Source organism: Kitasatospora sp. NPDC056800, from assembly GCF_042789775.1.
In the GTDB taxonomy this organism is placed as follows: Bacteria; Actinomycetota; Actinomycetes; order Streptomycetales; family Streptomycetaceae; genus Kitasatospora.
The window spans coordinates 1-17,271 of the sequence record NZ_JBHUAL010000209.1; the positions used below are offsets into that span (position 1 = coordinate 1).

The 17,271-nt window shown below is 72.1% G+C and carries 14 protein-coding genes; 4 read left to right on the plus strand and 10 right to left on the minus strand.

The genetic code is table 11. The features are described from left to right. Positions 1-104: 104 nt before the first annotated feature. The 6 genes from tuf to ACFRQN_RS33340 all read right to left on the minus strand — a co-directional run bounded on the left by tuf (position 105) and on the right by ACFRQN_RS33340 (position 7,369). Positions 105-1,298, minus strand: coding sequence for an elongation factor Tu (gene tuf, locus ACFRQN_RS33315; protein WP_049649031.1), 1,194 nt, complete (start codon positions 1,296-1,298; stop codon positions 105-107). Between the two features lie 200 nt (positions 1,299-1,498). Then, positions 1,499-3,604 carry an elongation factor G gene (gene fusA, locus ACFRQN_RS33320; protein ID WP_049649030.1) on the minus strand — a complete coding sequence of 702 codons (2,106 nt, stop codon included), beginning with the start codon at positions 3,602-3,604 and terminating at the stop codon, positions 1,499-1,501. A gap of 39 nt (positions 3,605-3,643) precedes the next feature. Next, entirely contained in the window at positions 3,644-4,114 is a 471-nt protein-coding gene (gene rpsG / locus ACFRQN_RS33325) for a 30S ribosomal protein S7 (protein WP_030055803.1), read from the minus strand. Positions 4,115-4,116: 2 nt separating this feature from the next. Further along, the gene (rpsL, locus tag ACFRQN_RS33330; RefSeq protein ID WP_014144289.1) at positions 4,117-4,488 is read right to left on the minus strand and encodes a 30S ribosomal protein S12; all 372 of its coding nucleotides are present in this window, start codon (positions 4,486-4,488) and stop codon (positions 4,117-4,119) included. A gap of 377 nt (positions 4,489-4,865) precedes the next feature. After that, on the minus strand, positions 4,866-6,485 hold the full coding sequence (locus tag ACFRQN_RS33335; RefSeq protein WP_074003967.1) for a DUF2142 domain-containing protein: 1,620 nt from the start codon (positions 6,483-6,485) through the stop codon (positions 4,866-4,868). A 329-nt stretch (positions 6,486-6,814) separates the two neighbouring features. Next, complete coding sequence (locus ACFRQN_RS33340) at positions 6,815-7,369, minus strand: DUF1707 and DUF4190 domain-containing protein (protein ID WP_310593147.1); 555 nt, start codon at positions 7,367-7,369, stop codon at positions 6,815-6,817. A 259-nt stretch (positions 7,370-7,628) separates the two neighbouring features. On the opposite strand from ACFRQN_RS33340, the gene ACFRQN_RS33345 reads away from it, so the two are divergent. The 4 genes from ACFRQN_RS33345 to ACFRQN_RS33360 all read left to right on the plus strand — a co-directional run bounded on the left by ACFRQN_RS33345 (position 7,629) and on the right by ACFRQN_RS33360 (position 12,651). Continuing rightward, positions 7,629-8,450: an ABC transporter ATP-binding protein gene (locus tag ACFRQN_RS33345; RefSeq protein ID WP_074003968.1), complete on the plus strand. Its 822-nt coding sequence runs from the start codon at positions 7,629-7,631 to the stop codon at positions 8,448-8,450. Positions 8,451-8,461: 11 nt separating this feature from the next. Further along, positions 8,462-10,060 carry a transporter gene (locus tag ACFRQN_RS33350; protein ID WP_380744109.1) on the plus strand — a complete coding sequence of 533 codons (1,599 nt, stop codon included), beginning with the start codon at positions 8,462-8,464 and terminating at the stop codon, positions 10,058-10,060. A gap of 93 nt (positions 10,061-10,153) precedes the next feature. Continuing rightward, positions 10,154-11,425, plus strand: a complete 1,272-nt coding sequence (locus ACFRQN_RS33355; protein ID WP_074003970.1) for a DUF2786 domain-containing protein — start codon at positions 10,154-10,156, stop codon at positions 11,423-11,425. 113 nt (positions 11,426-11,538) lie between these two features. Next, positions 11,539-12,651: an ADP-ribosylglycohydrolase family protein gene (locus tag ACFRQN_RS33360; protein WP_049660394.1), complete on the plus strand. Its 1,113-nt coding sequence runs from the start codon at positions 11,539-11,541 to the stop codon at positions 12,649-12,651. 36 nt (positions 12,652-12,687) lie between these two features. Here ACFRQN_RS33360 and ACFRQN_RS33365 read toward each other — a convergent pair whose 3' ends face one another. The 4 genes from ACFRQN_RS33365 to ACFRQN_RS33380 form a co-directional block, all read right to left on the minus strand. Continuing rightward, complete coding sequence (locus tag ACFRQN_RS33365; RefSeq protein WP_074003971.1) at positions 12,688-14,007, minus strand: serpin family protein; 1,320 nt, start codon at positions 14,005-14,007, stop codon at positions 12,688-12,690. A gap of 47 nt (positions 14,008-14,054) precedes the next feature. Next, positions 14,055-15,077, minus strand: coding sequence for an ADP-ribosylglycohydrolase family protein (locus ACFRQN_RS33370; RefSeq protein WP_380744111.1), 1,023 nt, complete (start codon positions 15,075-15,077; stop codon positions 14,055-14,057). Beyond that, positions 15,074-16,288, minus strand: coding sequence for a cytochrome P450 (locus ACFRQN_RS33375; protein ID WP_074003973.1), 1,215 nt, complete (start codon positions 16,286-16,288; stop codon positions 15,074-15,076). The genes ACFRQN_RS33370 and ACFRQN_RS33375 overlap by 4 nt, the downstream gene beginning before the upstream one ends. Positions 16,289-16,378: 90 nt before the next feature. After that, the gene (locus ACFRQN_RS33380; RefSeq protein ID WP_049651978.1) at positions 16,379-17,119 is read right to left on the minus strand and encodes a Sir2 family NAD-dependent protein deacetylase; all 741 of its coding nucleotides are present in this window, start codon (positions 17,117-17,119) and stop codon (positions 16,379-16,381) included. Between the last annotated feature and the right edge of the window lie 152 nt (positions 17,120-17,271).

A 17,271-nucleotide genomic window follows, 5' to 3' on the forward strand; every position in this document is an offset into this window, starting at 1 on the left:
TCGCCGTCTATTCGATATCCCCACACGCCTATGGGCCCCGCGCACCCGGGGTGCGCGGGGCCCTTCGGACGAGCCTGTACGAGGCAGGCAGGTCAGATCGTCAATTACTTGATGATCTTGGTGACCTGGCCGGCGCCGACGGTGCGGCCACCCTCACGGATGGCGAACTTCAGGCCCTCCTCCATGGCGATCGGCTGGATCAGCGCGACCGTCATGGCGGTGTTGTCGCCCGGCATGACCATCTCGGTGCCCTCGGGGAGGGTCACGACGCCGGTCACGTCCGTGGTACGGAAGTAGAACTGCGGGCGGTAGTTGTTGAAGAAGGGGGTGTGACGGCCACCCTCGTCCTTCGACAGGATGTACGACTGGGCCTCGAAGTCGGTGTGCGGCGTGACCGAACCCGGCTTGATGATGACCTGGCCGCGCTCGACGTCCTCGCGCTTGATGCCACGGAGCAGCAGACCGACGTTCTCACCGGCCTGGCCCTCGTCGAGCAGCTTGCGGAACATCTCGATGCCGGTGACCGTGGTGGTGGTCTTGGTCTCCTTGATGCCGATGATGTCGACAGTCTCGTTGACCTTGAGGATGCCGCGCTCGATGCGACCGGTGACGACGGTGCCACGACCGGTGATCGTGAAGACGTCCTCGATCGGCATCAGGAACGGCTGGTCCACGGCGCGGGCCGGGGTCGGGATGCTCTCGTCGACAGCCTTCATCAGGCCGAGGAGCTTCTGGCCCCACTCGGCGTCGCCCTCGAGGGCCTTCAGCGCGGAGACGCGGACGACCGGCAGGTCGTCGCCCGGGAACTCGTACTCGGAGAGCAGCTCACGGACCTCGAGCTCGACGAGCTCCAGGATCTCCTCGTCGTCCACCATGTCGGCCTTGTTCAGGGCGACAACGATGTACGGAACGCCGACCTGGCGGGCCAGGAGGACGTGCTCCTTGGTCTGCGGCATCGGGCCGTCGGTGGCGGCGACCACCAGGATGGCGCCGTCCATCTGGGCGGCACCGGTGATCATGTTCTTGATGTAGTCGGCGTGACCCGGGCAGTCAACGTGCGCGTAGTGACGGTCCTCGGTCTGGTACTCGACGTGCGCGATCGAGATGGTGATACCGCGCTGACGCTCCTCCGGGGCCTTGTCGATCTGGTCGAACGGCGTGAAGGGGTTCAGGTCCGGGTACGCGTCGTGCAGCACCTTGGTGATGGCCGCGGTCAGCGTGGTCTTGCCGTGGTCGATGTGACCGATGGTGCCGATGTTGACGTGGGGCTTCGTCCGCTCGAACTTCGCCTTCGCCACTGAGTCCTCCTGAGGACAGTTCCTGTACGCCGTGCTGACGCCAGTTGGTCTTTGATCGGTTTTGGTGCGGGTTGCCCGGAGGACATCCCGTGCCGTCCCGCTGGTGGGGGGGCCGGAGGCTCCCGGGAGGATCCGACCGGATCCTCCCGAGACGCCTCCGAATAGCCTAAGGCTTCGTAATCGTCCCGATTATCGGGACGTCACTCGCCCTTGGCCTTGGCGATGATGTCGTCCGCCACGTTCTTCGGAACCTCGGCGTACGAGTCGAACTGCATCGAGTAGCTCGCGCGACCAGAGGTCTTGCTGCGCAGGTCACCGACGTAGCCGAACATCTCGGAGAGGGGCACCAGCGCCGTGACGACGCGGGCACCGTGACGCTCGTCCATGGACCGGATCTGGCCACGGCGAGAGTTGATGTCGCCGATCACGTCGCCCATGTAGTCCTCGGGCGTGGTGACCTCGACGGCCATCATCGGCTCGAGGAGGACCGGCTTGGCCTTCCTCGCGCCTTCCTTGAAGGCCATCGAGCCGGCGATCTTGAACGCGAGCTCGGAGGAGTCGACGTCGTGCGACTGGCCGTCCAGCAGGCTCACGCGGACACCCTGCAGCGGGTAGCCGGCGAGGATGCCGAACTCCATGGCCTCCTGGCAACCGGCGTCGACCGACGGGATGTACTCCCGCGGAACGCGGCCACCGGTGACCTTGTTGACGAACTCGTAGCCCTCGGCCTGCTCGAGCGGCTCGATCGCGATCTGCACCTTGGCGAACTGACCGGAACCACCGGTCTGCTTCTTGTGGGTGTAGTCGATGCGCTCGACCGCCTGGCGGATGGTCTCGCGGTACGCGACCTGCGGCTTGCCGACGTTGGCCTCGACCTTGAACTCACGGCGCATACGGTCGACCAGCACCTCGAGGTGCAGCTCGCCCATACCCGCGATGATGGTCTGGCCGGTCTCCTCGTCCGTGTTGACCTGGAAGGACGGGTCCTCCTCGGCGAGACGCTGGATGGCAACACCCAGCTTCTCCTGGTCACCCTTGGACTTGGGCTCGATCGCGACGCGGATGACCGGGGCCGGGAAGTCCATGGACTCCAGGATGACCGGGTTCTTCTCGTCGGACAGCGTCTCACCGGTGGTGGTCTGCTTCAGGCCCATGACGGCGATGATGTCGCCGGCGCCCACCGAGTCGATCTCCTCACGCTTGTTCGCGTGCATGCGGTAGATCTTGCCGATGCGCTCCTTCTTGCCCTTGACGGCGTTCAGCACCGAGGTGCCGGACTCCAGGCGGCCCGAGTAGACCCGGACGAAGGTGAGCTTGCCGAGGTGCGGGTCCGACATGATCTTGAACGCGAGCGCGGCGAGCGGCTCGTCGTCCGAGGCCTTGCGGGAGATCTTGACGCTGTCGTCGCCCGGCTTGGTGCCCTCGATGGACTCGATGTCCAGCGGGGACGGCAGGTACTTGACGACCGCGTCGAGCAGGGGCTGAACGCCCTTGTTCTTGAAGGCGGTACCGCAGAAGATCGGGGTGAAGTCCGAGTTCAGGGTGCCCTTGCGGATCGCGGCCTGCAGCAGCTCGACCGGGATCTCCTCGCCCTCGAGGGCGAGCTCCATGATCTCGTCGCTGACGTTCGAGACCGTGTCGATGAGCGCCTCGCGGTACTCGTCGGCCTGCTCCTGCAGCTCGGCCGGGATGTCGACGATGTCGTACATCTCGCCCTTGGCGGCCTCGGCGGACCAGACCAGCGCCTTCATGCGGACCAGGTCGACAACGCCCTGGAAGTCCGACTCGGCACCGATCGGGAGCTGCATGACCAGCGGGGTGGCGCCGAGGCGGTCCACGATGGTCTTGACGCAGAAGAAGAAGTTCGCGCCCGTGCGGTCCAGCTTGTTGATGAAGCAGATGCGCGGGACGCCGTAGCGGTCAGCCTGCCGCCACACGGTCTCGGACTGGGGCTCGACACCGGCGACACCGTCGAACACCGTCACGGCACCGTCGAGGACGCGCAGCGAACGCTCCACCTCGACGGTGAAGTCGACGTGACCCGGGGTGTCGATGATGTTGATGGTGTGGTCGGCGTCGTCGACCGTCCAGTGACAGGTCGTCGCGGCCGACGTGATCGTGATGCCGCGCTCCTGCTCCTGCTCCATCCAGTCCATGGTGGCAGCGCCATCGTGGACCTCACCGATCTTGTACGACACACCGGTGTAGAACAGGATCCGCTCGGTGGTGGTGGTCTTGCCCGCGTCGATGTGCGCCATGATCCCGATGTTGCGGACCTTGGCGAGGTCAAGGGAGGTTGCAGCCATTGTGGCTCGTTCTCTCTCTGTCTAGTGACGGGGTACGGACTACCAGCGGTAGTGCGCGAAGGCCTTGTTGGACTCGGCCATCTTGTGGGTGTCCTCGCGACGCTTCACGGAAGCGCCCAGGCCGTTGCTGGCGTCGAGGATCTCGTTCATCAGGCGCTCGGTCATGGTCTTCTCGCGACGGGCGCGGGAGTACCCGACCATCCAGCGCAGCGCCAGGGTGCTGGCGCGGCCCGGACGGACCTCGACCGGAACCTGGTAGGTCGCGCCACCGACACGGCGGGACTTGACCTCGAGGGCCGGCTTGACGTTCTCCAGCGCGCGCTTCAGCGTCACGACGGGGTCCGAGCCGGTCTTCTCACGGACGCCCTCGAGGGCGCCGTAGACGATCCGCTCAGCGGTGGAACGCTTGCCGTGCAGCAGGATCTTGTTGACCAGCTGGGTGACGACCGGGGAGCCGTAAACCGGGTCGATGATGACCGGGCGCTTCGGGGCGGGGCCCTTACGAGGCATTCTTACTTCTCCTTCTTGGCGCCGTAGCGGCTGCGAGCCTGCTTGCGGTTCTTGACACCCTGGGTGTCAAGCGAACCGCGGATGATCTTGTAGCGGACACCAGGAAGGTCCTTCACACGACCACCGCGCACCAGCACGATGGAGTGCTCCTGCAGGTTGTGGCCCTCGCCCGGGATGTAAGCGGTGACCTCGATCCCGCTGGTGAGGCGCACACGGGCGACCTTGCGGAGAGCCGAGTTCGGCTTCTTCGGGGTGGTCGTGTACACACGCGTGCAGACCCCACGGCGCTGCGGGGAACCCTTCAGCGCGGGAGTCTTGTTCTTCTCGACCTTGTCCTGCCGGCCCTTTCGGACCAGCTGCTGGATCGTAGGCACCGTTTCTCCGTTTTCTGTGTGCCAAGGCTTGGTGGAACTAACCTGCGGTGTCTCCCCTCACACACGGCCCCGTGGTCGACCCACGCGGTCGGGTGTGTTGGGCTTGTTACGACACGGAATCCCATGGCTGCTGTACAGCGACGGCGCTCTACGCGCGGGACGCTGGGAAGCGCTCCGGCTCGGCGCGGCGACCGGTGTGCATGCACGCACAAGGACCCGGGGACACCCCAGGCACAAGGTCAGAGCGTACCTAGCGCATCGGGCTCGGTCAAAACAAATGCAACGCCGCAGGTCGCGGGGCCGGCCCTCGAAACGGGACGGGAAACGACGAGGGCGGCACCCATACCACGGCCGAGAACCCCCCGCACGGCGAAACCCTACGCCTCCGCGCGGACGGCGGCGAGCGGGGCACTCCCGTCGTCGGCGCCGTCCCCGGACGTCCCGGCCGACGACACCTCGCCCTGCTGCTGGTCGGTCTCCTTCCGGTCCGACAGGGCGACGAGCAGCCCCAGCGCCGCCACGGCCACCCCGTACAGCAGCACGCAGGGCTGCCAGCCCACGAACGGCGGCGCCCAGTGGGCCGGGCTGATGAAGAACGACCCGCCGGTACCGACCGCCATGCGGCGCAGCGCCCAGACGAACGCCGCGAAGTCGGCCAGGGCCAGCGCGGCGGAGCAGAGCACCATCAGCCGACGCCAGGCGAAACCGCCCTGCGGCAGCCGCTCGTGGCAGATCGCGGCGCACACGATCGGCAGCCCGACGGCGAACGGCAGCAGGTAGCGGCCCTGCCAGATCATGCCGACCTTCTGCGCCTGCATGGCCTGGGCCACCAGCGGTATGACCACTATCCCGGCCAGGATCCCCAGGACGGCCAGGGAGTCCCTGAGCCGCGCGTAGCAGAGCGCGAGCAGCGACAGGAGGACCGCCACGCCGCACCACAGCAGCAGCGTCACGGCCGGGGGTTCGGCGTCCAGCCAGCCGAAGTAGCCGATCATCTGCTTCATGTACAGCAGACCGTTGTCGAAGGTCTGACGGGCCGCGGACAGCGGAGTGAAGCCGCTCGGGGCGTTGATGACCGAGTGGTCCGGGTGGGTCGAGGACCAGACGAGGGCCACGCCGGCCGAGACCGCGGTCAGAGCGCCCCAGACCCAGGTCGCCCGATGGCGCAGGATCGAACCCAGCACGTCCCGGCGCCCGAGCAGCAGCAGGGCGAAGAAGACCGCCCCGCTGCACCAGATCACGCCCAACGGCCGGATGCTGATCAGCACGGTCGCACCGATGCCGAGCCGGGCGACGCGGCGGCTCAGGAGCTGTGGGTCCGGGTTCATCAGCAGCGCCACGGCGGCGCTCCAGACCAGGATGCCCGCGGCGATCTCCGGGCCGCTCGGGTTGACCACACCGAACATGAACAGCGACATCGGGGTGGCGGCCGCCACCACTCCGAGGATGCCGAGGGAACGCCGACGCCACTCCGCCGCCGAGACCACCGCACTCGCCACCAGGGCGGCGCAGATCGCGGCCGAGATCAGGCGCATCAGGTAGAAGGCCGTCTTGCCGGGGAGCAGCAGGCTGGGCCAGCCGACGGCGAAGTAGTACGCCGGGTGGTAGCGGCCCGCCGACGTGGTCACCTCGGCCGTCCCGGAGCGCTGCTTGAGCGCAGGTGCGCAGTCGGCCGACTGCCAGGGCTTGAAGGCGTAGCAGGAGTGGGTCTCCGCCACGTCCTCGTAGATCCGCGGGAGCACCACCCCGCTCTCGGCCCAGTAGCTTTTGATCCCGCCGACCGTGTGCGGGGTCATGACCTCCTCGCCGTTGACCTGGCCGCGGGCGACCGCGCCGGCCCGGATGAGGTGCGCGGGTTCGTCCGGCGAACCGCCGATCGGAGTCGCCAGCGACCAGGACGCGCTCAGCGCGAACAGGATCGCGAACGCGACCGCCCACAGCCGCCGGGGCGAGGTCGCAAGCCGCTCGGCGATGCTCTTGACGGCAGTGATCATCATCTGGAAATGGGCCTTTGGGGTCGGTCCGAACTCGGCGTGCGGCACCATGGCCGGGCGTGGTGGGTGCTCGCATCGACGAGATGTAACAGGCAACGGTCAGCCATGGACGAGAAGACCGTACCGAACCGAGCCCTGAGGGACTAATGGCACCCTCCCGATGGCGGTCTCCGAGCCCGGCGGGCCCGGTGCGGTCCACCGGCGACGAGGGACGGTACCCAACAGGTTCAGACGGTACCCAGCGGGATCACCAAGGTCCAGAGCGTACCGCCCGGACCTCCGACCAGCAGGCCGGACACGGGCCGCCGCGGGGCCACCGGACCGGGCCGGCCTCAGGCGAGGCCGATGAGGATCATCAAGGTCCAGAACGCGCAGCCCAGGTAGCCGATGACCAGGCCGAGGACGGCCGCCCAGTCGCCGTCCATGTTGCGGCGGCGGATCTCCGCACGGGCGATGTGGCCGGTGACCACGGCGGGGGCGGAGAGGCCGACCAGGCCGGCCACCAGGGAGACCACGGCGAGCACGTTGGTCTGGCGGGCCTGGGGCGGCGGCGGGACCGGCATGAAGGTGGCCGGAACGGGCGTGGCCACGGTGGGCGACGGCGCCGTCATCGGCCCCGAGGGCAGGTCGGCCACCAGCACGGCCAGCTGGCCGTAGGTCTGCGCGGCGGCCACCGCCTCGTGGCGCTGCTCGTACTCCTGGACGGTGAGCCGCCCCTCGGCGAACGCGGCCTTGAGCACGTCGAGGGTGCGGTCCCGGTCCGCGTGGCCCGCCCTCATCGCGGCCTGCGACGCCACCGCGGGCGCGGGCGCCGGCTGCCAGCCACCCGCCGGCAGCTTGCCGGGCGGATAGCCGGAACCGGGCTCGCCCCATGGTTGTACGGACATCCGCCACCTCCCGGTAGCGCGGTACCCCCGCGCACGTCACTGCTCCCTCATAGTGCAGGACGAACGGCCGAACTGAGTAGTTGCCAAATCGGCCCAGTAGCCGCCGAGAAGACGATTTCGCGTGGCGTTCCTCACGCGTTCGGCGGACACGCTCAGGGGATGCTCAACTCGGGCGACAGGCTGTTCGAGCAATGACAGGCTGAGCCCGGAGAGACCCGCACCACGACGACGTCCACCACCACGAGCAGAGAAGGCCGCCATGCAGGCGTCAGCGCCGCCGTCCCCCGACCTCTCCGGGCCGGGAACCCCGTCCGCCGTCAGCATCCAGGGGCTCTGGAAGCACTTCGGCCCCCAGGCCGCGGTGGCCGGGCTGAGCCTGGAGCTGCCGGCCGGGGCGTTCATCGGCCTGGTCGGGCCGAACGGTGCCGGCAAGACCACCACGCTGTCGATGGTCACGGGGCTGCTCCGGCCCGACCAGGGCACCGTCCTGGTGCACGGCGCCGACGTGTGGGCGGACCCGGTCACGGTCAAGGCCCGGATCGGCATCCTGCCCGAGGGCCTGCGGATGTTCGAGCGGCTCAGCGGGCGCGAGCTGCTCCAGTACACCGGGCGGCTGCGCGGTCTGCCCGGCGCCGAGGTGGACCGGCGGGCCGAGGAGCTGCTGGCCGTCCTGGACCTCGGCCGGGACGCCGACAAGCTGGTCGCCGACTACTCCACCGGCATGCGCAAGAAGATCGGCCTGGCCGCCGCGCTGCTGCACAACCCGGACGTGCTGTTCCTGGACGAGCCCTTCGAGGGCGTCGACCCGGTCTCCGCCCAGACCATCCGCGGCGTGCTCAAGCGGTACGCCGCGGCCGGCTCCACGGTGATCTTCTCCAGCCACGTGATGGAACTGGTCGAGCAGCTCTGCGACTGGGTCGCGGTGGTCAACGCCGGGCAGGTGATAGCCCAGGGGCCGCTGGACTCCGTCCGGGGCGGGCGCAGCCTGCACGAGGCCTTCCTGGAGCTGATCGGCGTCCGCGAGGACGACGGGCAGGCGCTCGGCTGGCTCGGCGGCGGGCAGGCCGGGGGCACCCTGTGAACAATGCCCCGGTGCCCGACGGGCGGACGGTGGTCCGTGCCCTGGTGGCGCTCAAGCTGCGGCTGCTGCGCAACGGGCTGCGGCGCAGCCCCGGCCGGACCACCGTCTACGTGATCGGCGGCGTCGCGGGCCTGGCCCTCGCGGCCGGCGTCGCCGTCGCCATGACCGCGCTGAACGGGCGCTACGCGGGCTCCGGGGACGCCGGGGTGCTGCTGCTCGGCGTGCTGACCCTGAGCTGGGCCGCGCTGCCGCTGTTCCTCTTCTCCAGCGACGAGAGCGCCGACCCGACCCGGCTGACCATGCTGCCGCTGCGCCCCGGCCCGCTGCTGCGCGGCACCCTGCTGGCCGCGCTGATCGGACCGGGGCCGCTGGTCAGCCTGGTGCTGGTGACCGCCGCGGTGCTGGCCGGCGCGACCGGCGGCGCCTCGGCCGCGGTCGCGGTGCTCGGCGTGCCGCTCGCGCTGCTCTGCCTGGTCACGCTCTCCCGGGCGGTCGCGGCGGGCAACGCCCGGATGCTCTCCAGCCGGCGCGGCAAGGACTTCGCGATCTTCGGCGGCCTGGCCTTCGCCCTCCTGGTGCAGGTCGCCAACGTCGGCTCGCAGAGCATCCTCGGCCGCCGGGGCGGGCCGATCGACCTCAGCCCGCTCAAGCCGATCGCCTCCGTGCTGCGCTGGATCCCGCCGATCAGCGCGGCGGACGCGCCGCGCACCGCCGGCGAGGGCCGGTACGGGCTGGCGCTGCTCCAGCTCGCCGCGGCCGCCGCGCTGCTGGCGCTGCTGCTGCGCTGGTGGCGGCGGAGCCTGCAGGAGCTGATGGTGACCGCCGACTCCTCCACCCTGGAGGTCGCCCGCGGGGTGCAGGACTCGCGCGGCTGGCGGTTCCTGCCCCAGGGCCGGACCGGCGCGGTGATGCAGCGGCACCTGCGGTACGCCTGGCGCGAGCCGCGGGCCAAGGCGGCGCTGTTCACCAGCATCGGGATGACGCTGGTGATCTGCGTGCTGTCGATGGTCCAGGGCTGGGCGAGCGTCTACCTGCTGGCGATGACCGGGGTGTTCCTCGGGCTGCAGATGCTCAACCTGTTCGGCATGGACGGCTCGGCGTTCTGGATGGTCGCCGCCACCCTGCGCACCCCGGCCGACGCCCGCTCCGAGCTGCGCGGCCGGGCGTACGCGGTGCTGTCGTACGCCGTCCCCGTGACGCTGCTGCTCGGGCTGGTCCTGGCGGCCGTCACCGGCCGGTGGAGCGAGCTGCCGTCCGCGCTCGGCCTGGCGCTGACGCTGCTCGGCTGCGGGATCGCGCTGGGCGCGATGTTCAGCGTCCTGGCGCCGTACACCATGCCGGCCGACAGCAACCCGATGCGCAACGCCGCCCCGGGCCAGGGCGGGCTGATCCTGCTCAACCAGTTCGGCTCGATGCTCGGCGTCGCCCTGCTGGCGCTGCCGGTCGGCGGCTACCTCGCCTGGGCCCTGGTCTCCGACGGCCCGAGCTGGCCGGTGCTGCTGGTCGGCCCGCTGTACGGCGCCCTGGTCGCGGCCCTCGGCGTCCGCCTCGCGGCGGCCCGCCTGCTGGACCGCACCCCGGAGATCCTCGCCAAGGCCGTCGAGCGCTGAACCGCTCTCCCGTCGGTCCGCGCCGCCGCTCCGGCATCATGGGCAGGAGGAGCCGGGCCGTCGTGGCACCGTCGAGGAGAGCAGGGACACACCGTGGGCGAGCGCGCGCAGCAGGCCGGGACCGCCGGACCGCTGCTGGAGCAGGCGGTGCGGTCGGTGGTGACGGCGCCGGAGGAGGCGCTGGACCTCGCCCTGGACACCGGGGCCTCGCTGCTGGCCGCCTCGGCCGGGCAGTGGCCGGAGGTCGGCCGGGCACTGCTCGGGTACGCGGACACGGCCGTCGGCCGCTGCTGGTCCGCCGGGTGGCGGCCGGCCGACCTGGCCCGGGTGGTGCGGCGCGAGCTGAAGCCCGTCCACCTGGCCCTCGCGGTGGACCTGATCGCCGCCGAGGGCCGCCGCCACCCCGCGGCCGCCCTGGACCGGCGCTGGCTGGAGCAGCTGCGCGAGCTGGAGGCCGAGGTGTGGTGGTCCGGCGACGACGAGTACCTCGGCGCCTTCGCCGACCGGCACCGGCTGGACCGCTTCGCGCTCGCCACCGCCGCCCTGGAGCTGCTGCGCACCTGGGGCCGGCTGCCGCCGATCGCCCCGGTGGGGCCCGCCCCCGGGCAGGCGGTGCGGCCGCAGCACGCGGGGCCGGTGAGCGGCGAGCCGCGGATGCTGGCGCGGATCCGGGCGCTGCTGGCCAAGGCCGAGTCCACCGAGTACCCGGAGGAGGCCGAGGCGCTGACCGCCAAGGCCCAGCAGCTGATGGCCCAGCACAGCATCGACGACGCGCTGCTGGCCGCGTCCGGTGCCGACCGCGACACCCCGGCGGCGCTGCGGATCGGGGTGGACAACCCGTACGAGGGCCCCAAGACGATGCTGCTGGACGCCGTCGCGGCGGCCAACCGGTGCCGGGTGGTGTGGGCGAAGGAGTTCGGCTTCTGCACCGTGGTCGGCTTCGACGGCGACCTGGACGGCGTCGAGCTGCTCTACACCTCGCTGCTGGTGCAGGCCACCCACGCGCTCAACAAGGCGGGCTCCCGCAAGGACTCGCGCAGCAAGGCGTTCCGGCAGTCCTTCCTGGTCGCGTACGCGGCGCGGATCCGCGAGCGGCTGACCGCCGCGACCGAGCGCGCCACCAGCGCCGCCGCGGCCGGACGGCACCTGCGCGAGGACGGCACCGAGGAGCAGCTGCTGCCCGACGCGCGGCTGCTGCCCGCGCTCGCCGCCCGCTCCGAGGCGGTGGACCAGGAGATCGGCCGGCTGTTCCCGAAGCTGGTCTCGCAGCGGGTGCGGGTCAGCGACGGCGTGGGCTGGGCGGCCGGACGCGCCGCCGCCGACCGGGCCGCGCTGCACGGGCGCGCCGGGGCGATCCGCCGGTAGGCGGTCACACCCCGGCGGTCCCCCGGCCGACCCGCGCAAGATCCACAGGAGTCGCCCCGCCTCCCGGGGGACCTGATAGAACGTAGTCCGCCACGAACAAAGGGGGGCTCGACGTGACGGAACCGGCGGCGGAGTCGGGGTACCGGGACCGGGTGCGCGGAACGCTGCTCGGCGGAGCGATCGGCGACGCGCTGGGCTGGCCGGTGGAGTTCCAGCAGCTCCACCAGATCCAGGACCGGTACGGGCCGCAGGGCGTGACCACACTGCCGGCCGGGTCCGGGCCGGTCGAGGTCACCGACGACACCCAGATGACGCTGTTCACCGCCGAGGGCCTGATCCGCGGCTTCGTCCGCGGCTGGACGGGCGGCGGCGGCTCGGTGCCGGAGGCCGTGCACGGCGCCTACCGGCGCTGGCTGCGCACCCAGTTCCAGGACGCGCCGGACACCGGGCCGCAGCCCCGCCCGTACGACGGCTGGCTGCTGAGCCGGCCCTTCCTGTACGCGCGGCGGGCGCCGGGCAACGCCTGCCTGAGCGGGGTGTCCGAGCACCCGGTGTTCGAGGCGCCGTCCGCGATCGGGCTGACCGGGCCGATCAACCCGGGTTCCAAGGGCTGCGGCACGGTGATGCGCTCGGCGCCGTTCGGGCTGGCCCGGCTGGGCGTCGAGCAGTCCTTCGGGCTGGCGGTGCAGTGCGCCCAGCTCACCCACGGCCACCCGACCGGCTACCTCGCGGCGGGCGCCTTCGCGGCGCTGGTCGAGCGGCTCGCGCACGGCACCGAGCCGTGGGCGGCGGTCGGCGAGACGGTGGAGCAGATCCGCGAGCTGCCGAGCTCCAAGGAGACCGTCCAGGCGCTGGCCCGGGCGGTGCGGCTGGCCCAGGAGGCCGAGCCCGCGGCGGAGACGGTGGAGCGGGTCGGGCTCGGCTGGATCGCCGAGGAGTGCCTGGCCATCGCCGTGTACTCACTGCTGGCGGCCACCCTGGACCCCGACCCGGTGCGCACCGCGCTGCTGCTGTCGGTGAACCACTCCGGGGACAGCGACTCGACCGGCGCGGTCTGCGGCAACCTGGTCGGGGCGGCGTACGGCGCCGCGGCGCTGCCCGCCGAGTGGGCCGGGGCGGTCGAGGGCCGGGCGGAGCTGCGGCAGGTCGCGGACGACCTGCTGGTGCTGTTCGGCAGCCGCGACCCCCGGCACCCGGCGCTCGGCGGGCGCTACCCGGCCTGGTGAGCCCGCGGCCCCTCGGACGCCGCCCCGGCCCGTCGGCTACTTCGCCAGCGGGTCGGTGACCTGGCCGAGGAACAGCGGCGCCCCGCCCCGGGCGTCCCGGATCAGGAACAGGAACGGCCGGTCCAGGTACAGCTGGACCGGCCGGTCGGCGTTCGGCGCCGCCGCCGCCTCGACCCCGGCACCGCTGCCGGCCGCCGCGACCGTCCCCTCCTCGTCGACCTCGACGGTGGCCTTCTGCACCACCGTGCCGACGACCAGCGGCTCCTTGGCGATGCCGGTGAGATCGGCCTTGTCGAAGGCCGAGGAGACGCCGAGCGAGCGCAGCGCGGGGGTGAGCTCCTTCGAGGTGCCGAAGCGGAAGCGCGGCAGCCGGAGGTCGACCGGCCGCTCGGCGAGGGCGCCGAGGACGCGGTCGAGCTGGGGCTGGTCCAGGCCCTTGGCGAAGGCGGCGAAGCCGCCCTGCGCGGGGACGATCAGGTCCATCACCAGTCCGCCGTCCGCGTACGGCAGCTCGACGGCCTGCCAGGGCTCGCCGAGGATCCCGCCGGAGCCGTCGGCGTACTTGAACTCCCCGGTCTGCGCCATCGTGGGGACGGCCGGGGTGGAGCCGTCGAGCTTGTGGAACGGGCGGTCGGCGGTGTGCGAGGGCTTGAAGGCGGCGGCCCACCGGGCCTTCAGGTAGAGCGCGTCGGTGAGCACCAGCCGGGTGCTCGGGGTGATCGCGTCCCGGCCGAACAGGTCCTTGATCCGGCCGTCGGTGGCCTTCTCCACGGCCGCGTTGACGGTCTTGCGGGCCCCGTCCGGGTCCTTGGCGAAGTCGGCCTGGTGCACGCCGGTGTCGAAGGCGGCGGCCAGGTCGGCCAGGTAGCCCGGCTCGACGGCCAGGCCCTGCTGCGTCCAGAGGTCGTCGCTGCGGCGCAGGGTGAGCCGGTCGGTGGCCGGGACCGGCCGGTTCAGCGCGCCGGTGGCGAGCGCGTACTGCCGCGGGTCGAGCTCGGTGTGCAGGGCCTTGGCCAGTTCCCCGGCGGTGGCGCCGCGGGCGCCGGGCAGCAGCATCGCGAGCAGGGTGGCCAGGCCGGACGGCGAGACCACGAGGTTGCCGCCGGCGGCGTCCGGCTGGGCGGTCAGGGCGTGCAGGAGGTCGAGGCCGAAGGCGTCGGTGGCGGCCGCGGTGGCGGCCACCTGCGCCGGGTCGACGGCCGGGCGGCTCGCGGGCGCGGCCGCCCGGAGCTCCACGGGTGCGGCGGCTCCGGTGCCGCCGCAGCCGGCGAGCAGCGGCGTGGCGAGCGCGGCCGCGAGGAGCAGCGCCGCCGGGCGGCGGAGAGTGCGACGGGTTCCGGTGCTGCGGTTCGTCATGGCCCTTCGACGCGCCGCCCCCGGATCGGGTTCCGGCCCGTACGGCGTCAGTCCCAGAGCGCCCCGAGCTCCAGCAGTTCGTCCCGGTGCTCGATCCGCTCCACCCAGTCGGCCGGCCAGGCCGCCTCGCCGTGGTGGGCGCCCGCGAAGGCGCCGGCCAGGCAGGCGAGGGAGTCGGAGTCGCCGCTGGAGTAGGCGGCCCTCCGGACGGCGGCGACCGGGTCGTCGGGCAGCAGCAGGAAGCAGCGCAGGCCGGTGCCGAAGGCCTCCTCGGCGACCCAGCCCTCGCCGGTGGCCAGGCAGGGGTCGGCCTCGACGTCGGGGGCGGCGAGGGCGGCCTCCAGCTGGTCGAGCACCGTGAGGCAGTCGTCCCAGCCGCGGGCGATGACGGCCTGCGGGGAGCTGCCGTACCAGCGGTCGGCGAGGTCGCCGAGCCAGAACTCGTCGTAGCGCTCGCGGCTCGCCAGCGCGTACGCCCGCAGCACCGCCGGCAGCCCGGCGGGCGGGACGCCCTCGGCCAGCTTGCGGACGGCGTACGCGGTGAGGTCGCCGGCGGCGAGCGCGGTCGGGTGGCCGTGGGTGAGCGCGGACTGCAGCTGGGCGGCGCCGGAGAGCTGCCGGGCGTCCAGCTCGCGGATCAGCCCGATCGGGGCGACCCGCATGTTGGCGCCGCAGCCCTTGGAGCCGACGTCGCTGGCCTGCTGCCAGCGCTTCTCGTCGTGGCTGAGCCGCTCGCAGGCGCGCAGGCAGGTCATGCCGGGGGCGCGGTTGTTCTGCGGGGAGCGCCACCAGTCGACGAACTCCTCGCGGACGGGCCGCACCAGCCGGAGGGGGGTGAGCGGCCCGCGCGCCAGGGCGGTGCGCAGGCCGCGGCCGAGGGCGAGGGTCATCTGGGTGTCGTCGGTGACCAACGCGGGCTTGGGCAAGGGCAGTTGCCGCCAGTCCTCGCAGTACTGGGCGATGTGCTCGATCTCGTCGAACTCGGTGCGGTGGCCCAGCGCGTCCCCGATCGCCAGCCCCAGCAGCGCCCCTGTCGCCTTGCCCACGGCCCTCTCCCCCTCAGTCGTCAGACCTCGACCAGCAGCTCCTTGAGCCCCCGGATCACGTAGCCCGGGTTCCACTCGGGCTCGCGGACCAGCCGCAGGCCCGGCGCCCGCCGCAGCAGGGTGCCGTAGGACTCGGTGAGCTCCAGTCTGGCAAGCGGGGCGCCGAGACAGAAGTGGATTCCGGCGCCGAAGGTGATGTGCGGGTTGTCGGTGCGGCCGAGGTCGAGGCGGTCCGGGTCGACGAAGCGCTCGGGGTCGCGGTTGGCGGAGCCGAAGAGCAGGGCGATCTCGGCGCCGCGCGGGACGGTGACGCCGCCCACCTCGATGTCCTCCAGCACCCAGCGCTCGAACATCTGCAGCGGGGTGTCCCAGCGCATCAGTTCCTCGACGGCGGTGGGCAGCAGTTCGTCCACCGAGCCGCGCAGCCGGGCGAGCTCCCCGGGGTTGCGGAACAGCGCCCACCAGCCGTTGCCGGTGGTGTTGACGGTCGCCTCGTGGCCGGCGTTGAGCAGCAGCACGCAGGTGGAGATCATCTCCTGCTCGCTGAGCGCGTCGGAGCCCTCCTGGGCCTGGATCAGCGCGCTGATCAGGTCCGAGCCCGGGGCCGCCCGGCGCTCGCGGATCAGGGTGCGCAGGTAGTCGGAGAACTCGGTGCTGGCGGTGACGGCCCGGCGGGCGGCCTCCTCGCCGGGGTTGAGCTCGAACATCCCGGTGATGTCGGCGGACCACGGCCGCAGCAGGTGCCGGTCGCCCTCCGGCACGCCGAGCATCTCGGCGATCACGGCGACCGGCAGCGGCTCGGCGACGGTGGCGATCAGGTCGCCGCCGCCAGCCGCGAGCAGCTCGTCGACCAGCTCGCCGGCCAGCCGCCGCACGGTGGGGCGCAGGCCCTCGACCATGCGCGGGGTGAAGGCCTTGGAGACCAGCCGGCGGATCCGGGTGTGGTCGGGGGCCTCCAGGTCCAGCAGCCCGTTGTCGTTGAGGGTGTGGAAGGGCTCGTGCGCCGGGTCGGGCTCGGGGCGGCCGAACTCCGCGTGGCTGAAGCGGTGGGTGTAGGTGCGGCCCAGCCGGCGGTCGCGCAGCAGGGCGCTGACGTCCTCGTGGCGGGAGACGAGCCACTGGTTCGTCGGCTCGAAGTACGTCACCGGCGCGTGCTCGCGCAGCTCGGCGTACGCGTCGTACGGGTGGGCCACGAACGCCGCCGACCAGGGGTCGAACTTCGCCGTCGTCGTCATCGGTCGATCACTCCAGGCCAGAGGGGGGAAGCCGGAAGGATCATCGTACGCACGCGGTACGTCCGGGAATATGACCCTTCCGGCCCCTGCTCAGGCCCGCTCCAGGACAAGTCGGCGCACCAGCTCCGGGAGCGCCTGGGAGATCGGCTCCCGGATCACCTCGGCCGCGGCCCCGTCGTACGGCGTCGGCTCGCCGTTCACGATGATCAGCTCCGCCCCGCTCCTCACCGCGTCGAGCGGCAGCGCCGCCACCGGGAACACCTGGAGGCTGGTGCCGACCGCGATGAACACGTCGCAGGCCCGAACGATCGCGTCGGCCTGCCCGAGCACCTCCGGGTCGAGGTTCTCGCCGAACATCACCACGCGCGGCTTCAGGATCCCCCCGCAGGCCCGGCACGCCGGGTCCGGCTCCCCCGCCTCGACCCGCGCCAGCGCCTCCGCCATCGGCCCGACCACCCGGCAGCGCAGGCACTGCGTCTCCCGGGCCGTGCCGTGCAGTTCGAGCACCTTGCGGGCGGGCAGCCCGGACTTCTGGTGCAGCCCGTCGATGTTCTGGGTGAGCACCCGCAGCGGCAGACCGGAGCGCTCCAGGTCGACCAGCGCCCGGTGCCCGGCGTTCGGCTCGGCGGCCAGTGCGCCCGTCTCCAGCCGCATCCGCCAGGCCCGCCGGCGCACCTGCGGATCGTCCCGGTACGGCCCGATGGTGACCAGCTCCTCGGCCGACGGGTCCTTCTGCCACAGGCCCTGCGGGCCGCGGTAGTCGGGGATGCCGGAGTCCGTCGAGATGCCCGCGCCGGTGAGCACGGCGATCAGGGGACGCTTCGCGTTCATACCCCGGACGGTACGGGCGGCGGCCCGGCCCCGGCCACCGAAATTCCGGGGGCGCCGGCCCCGCGAACGCCCCGGCCCGGGAAACGCCGAAGGGCCCGGAGGCTTGATGCCTCCGGGCCCTTCTTCTTTGTAGCGGGGACAGGATTTGAACC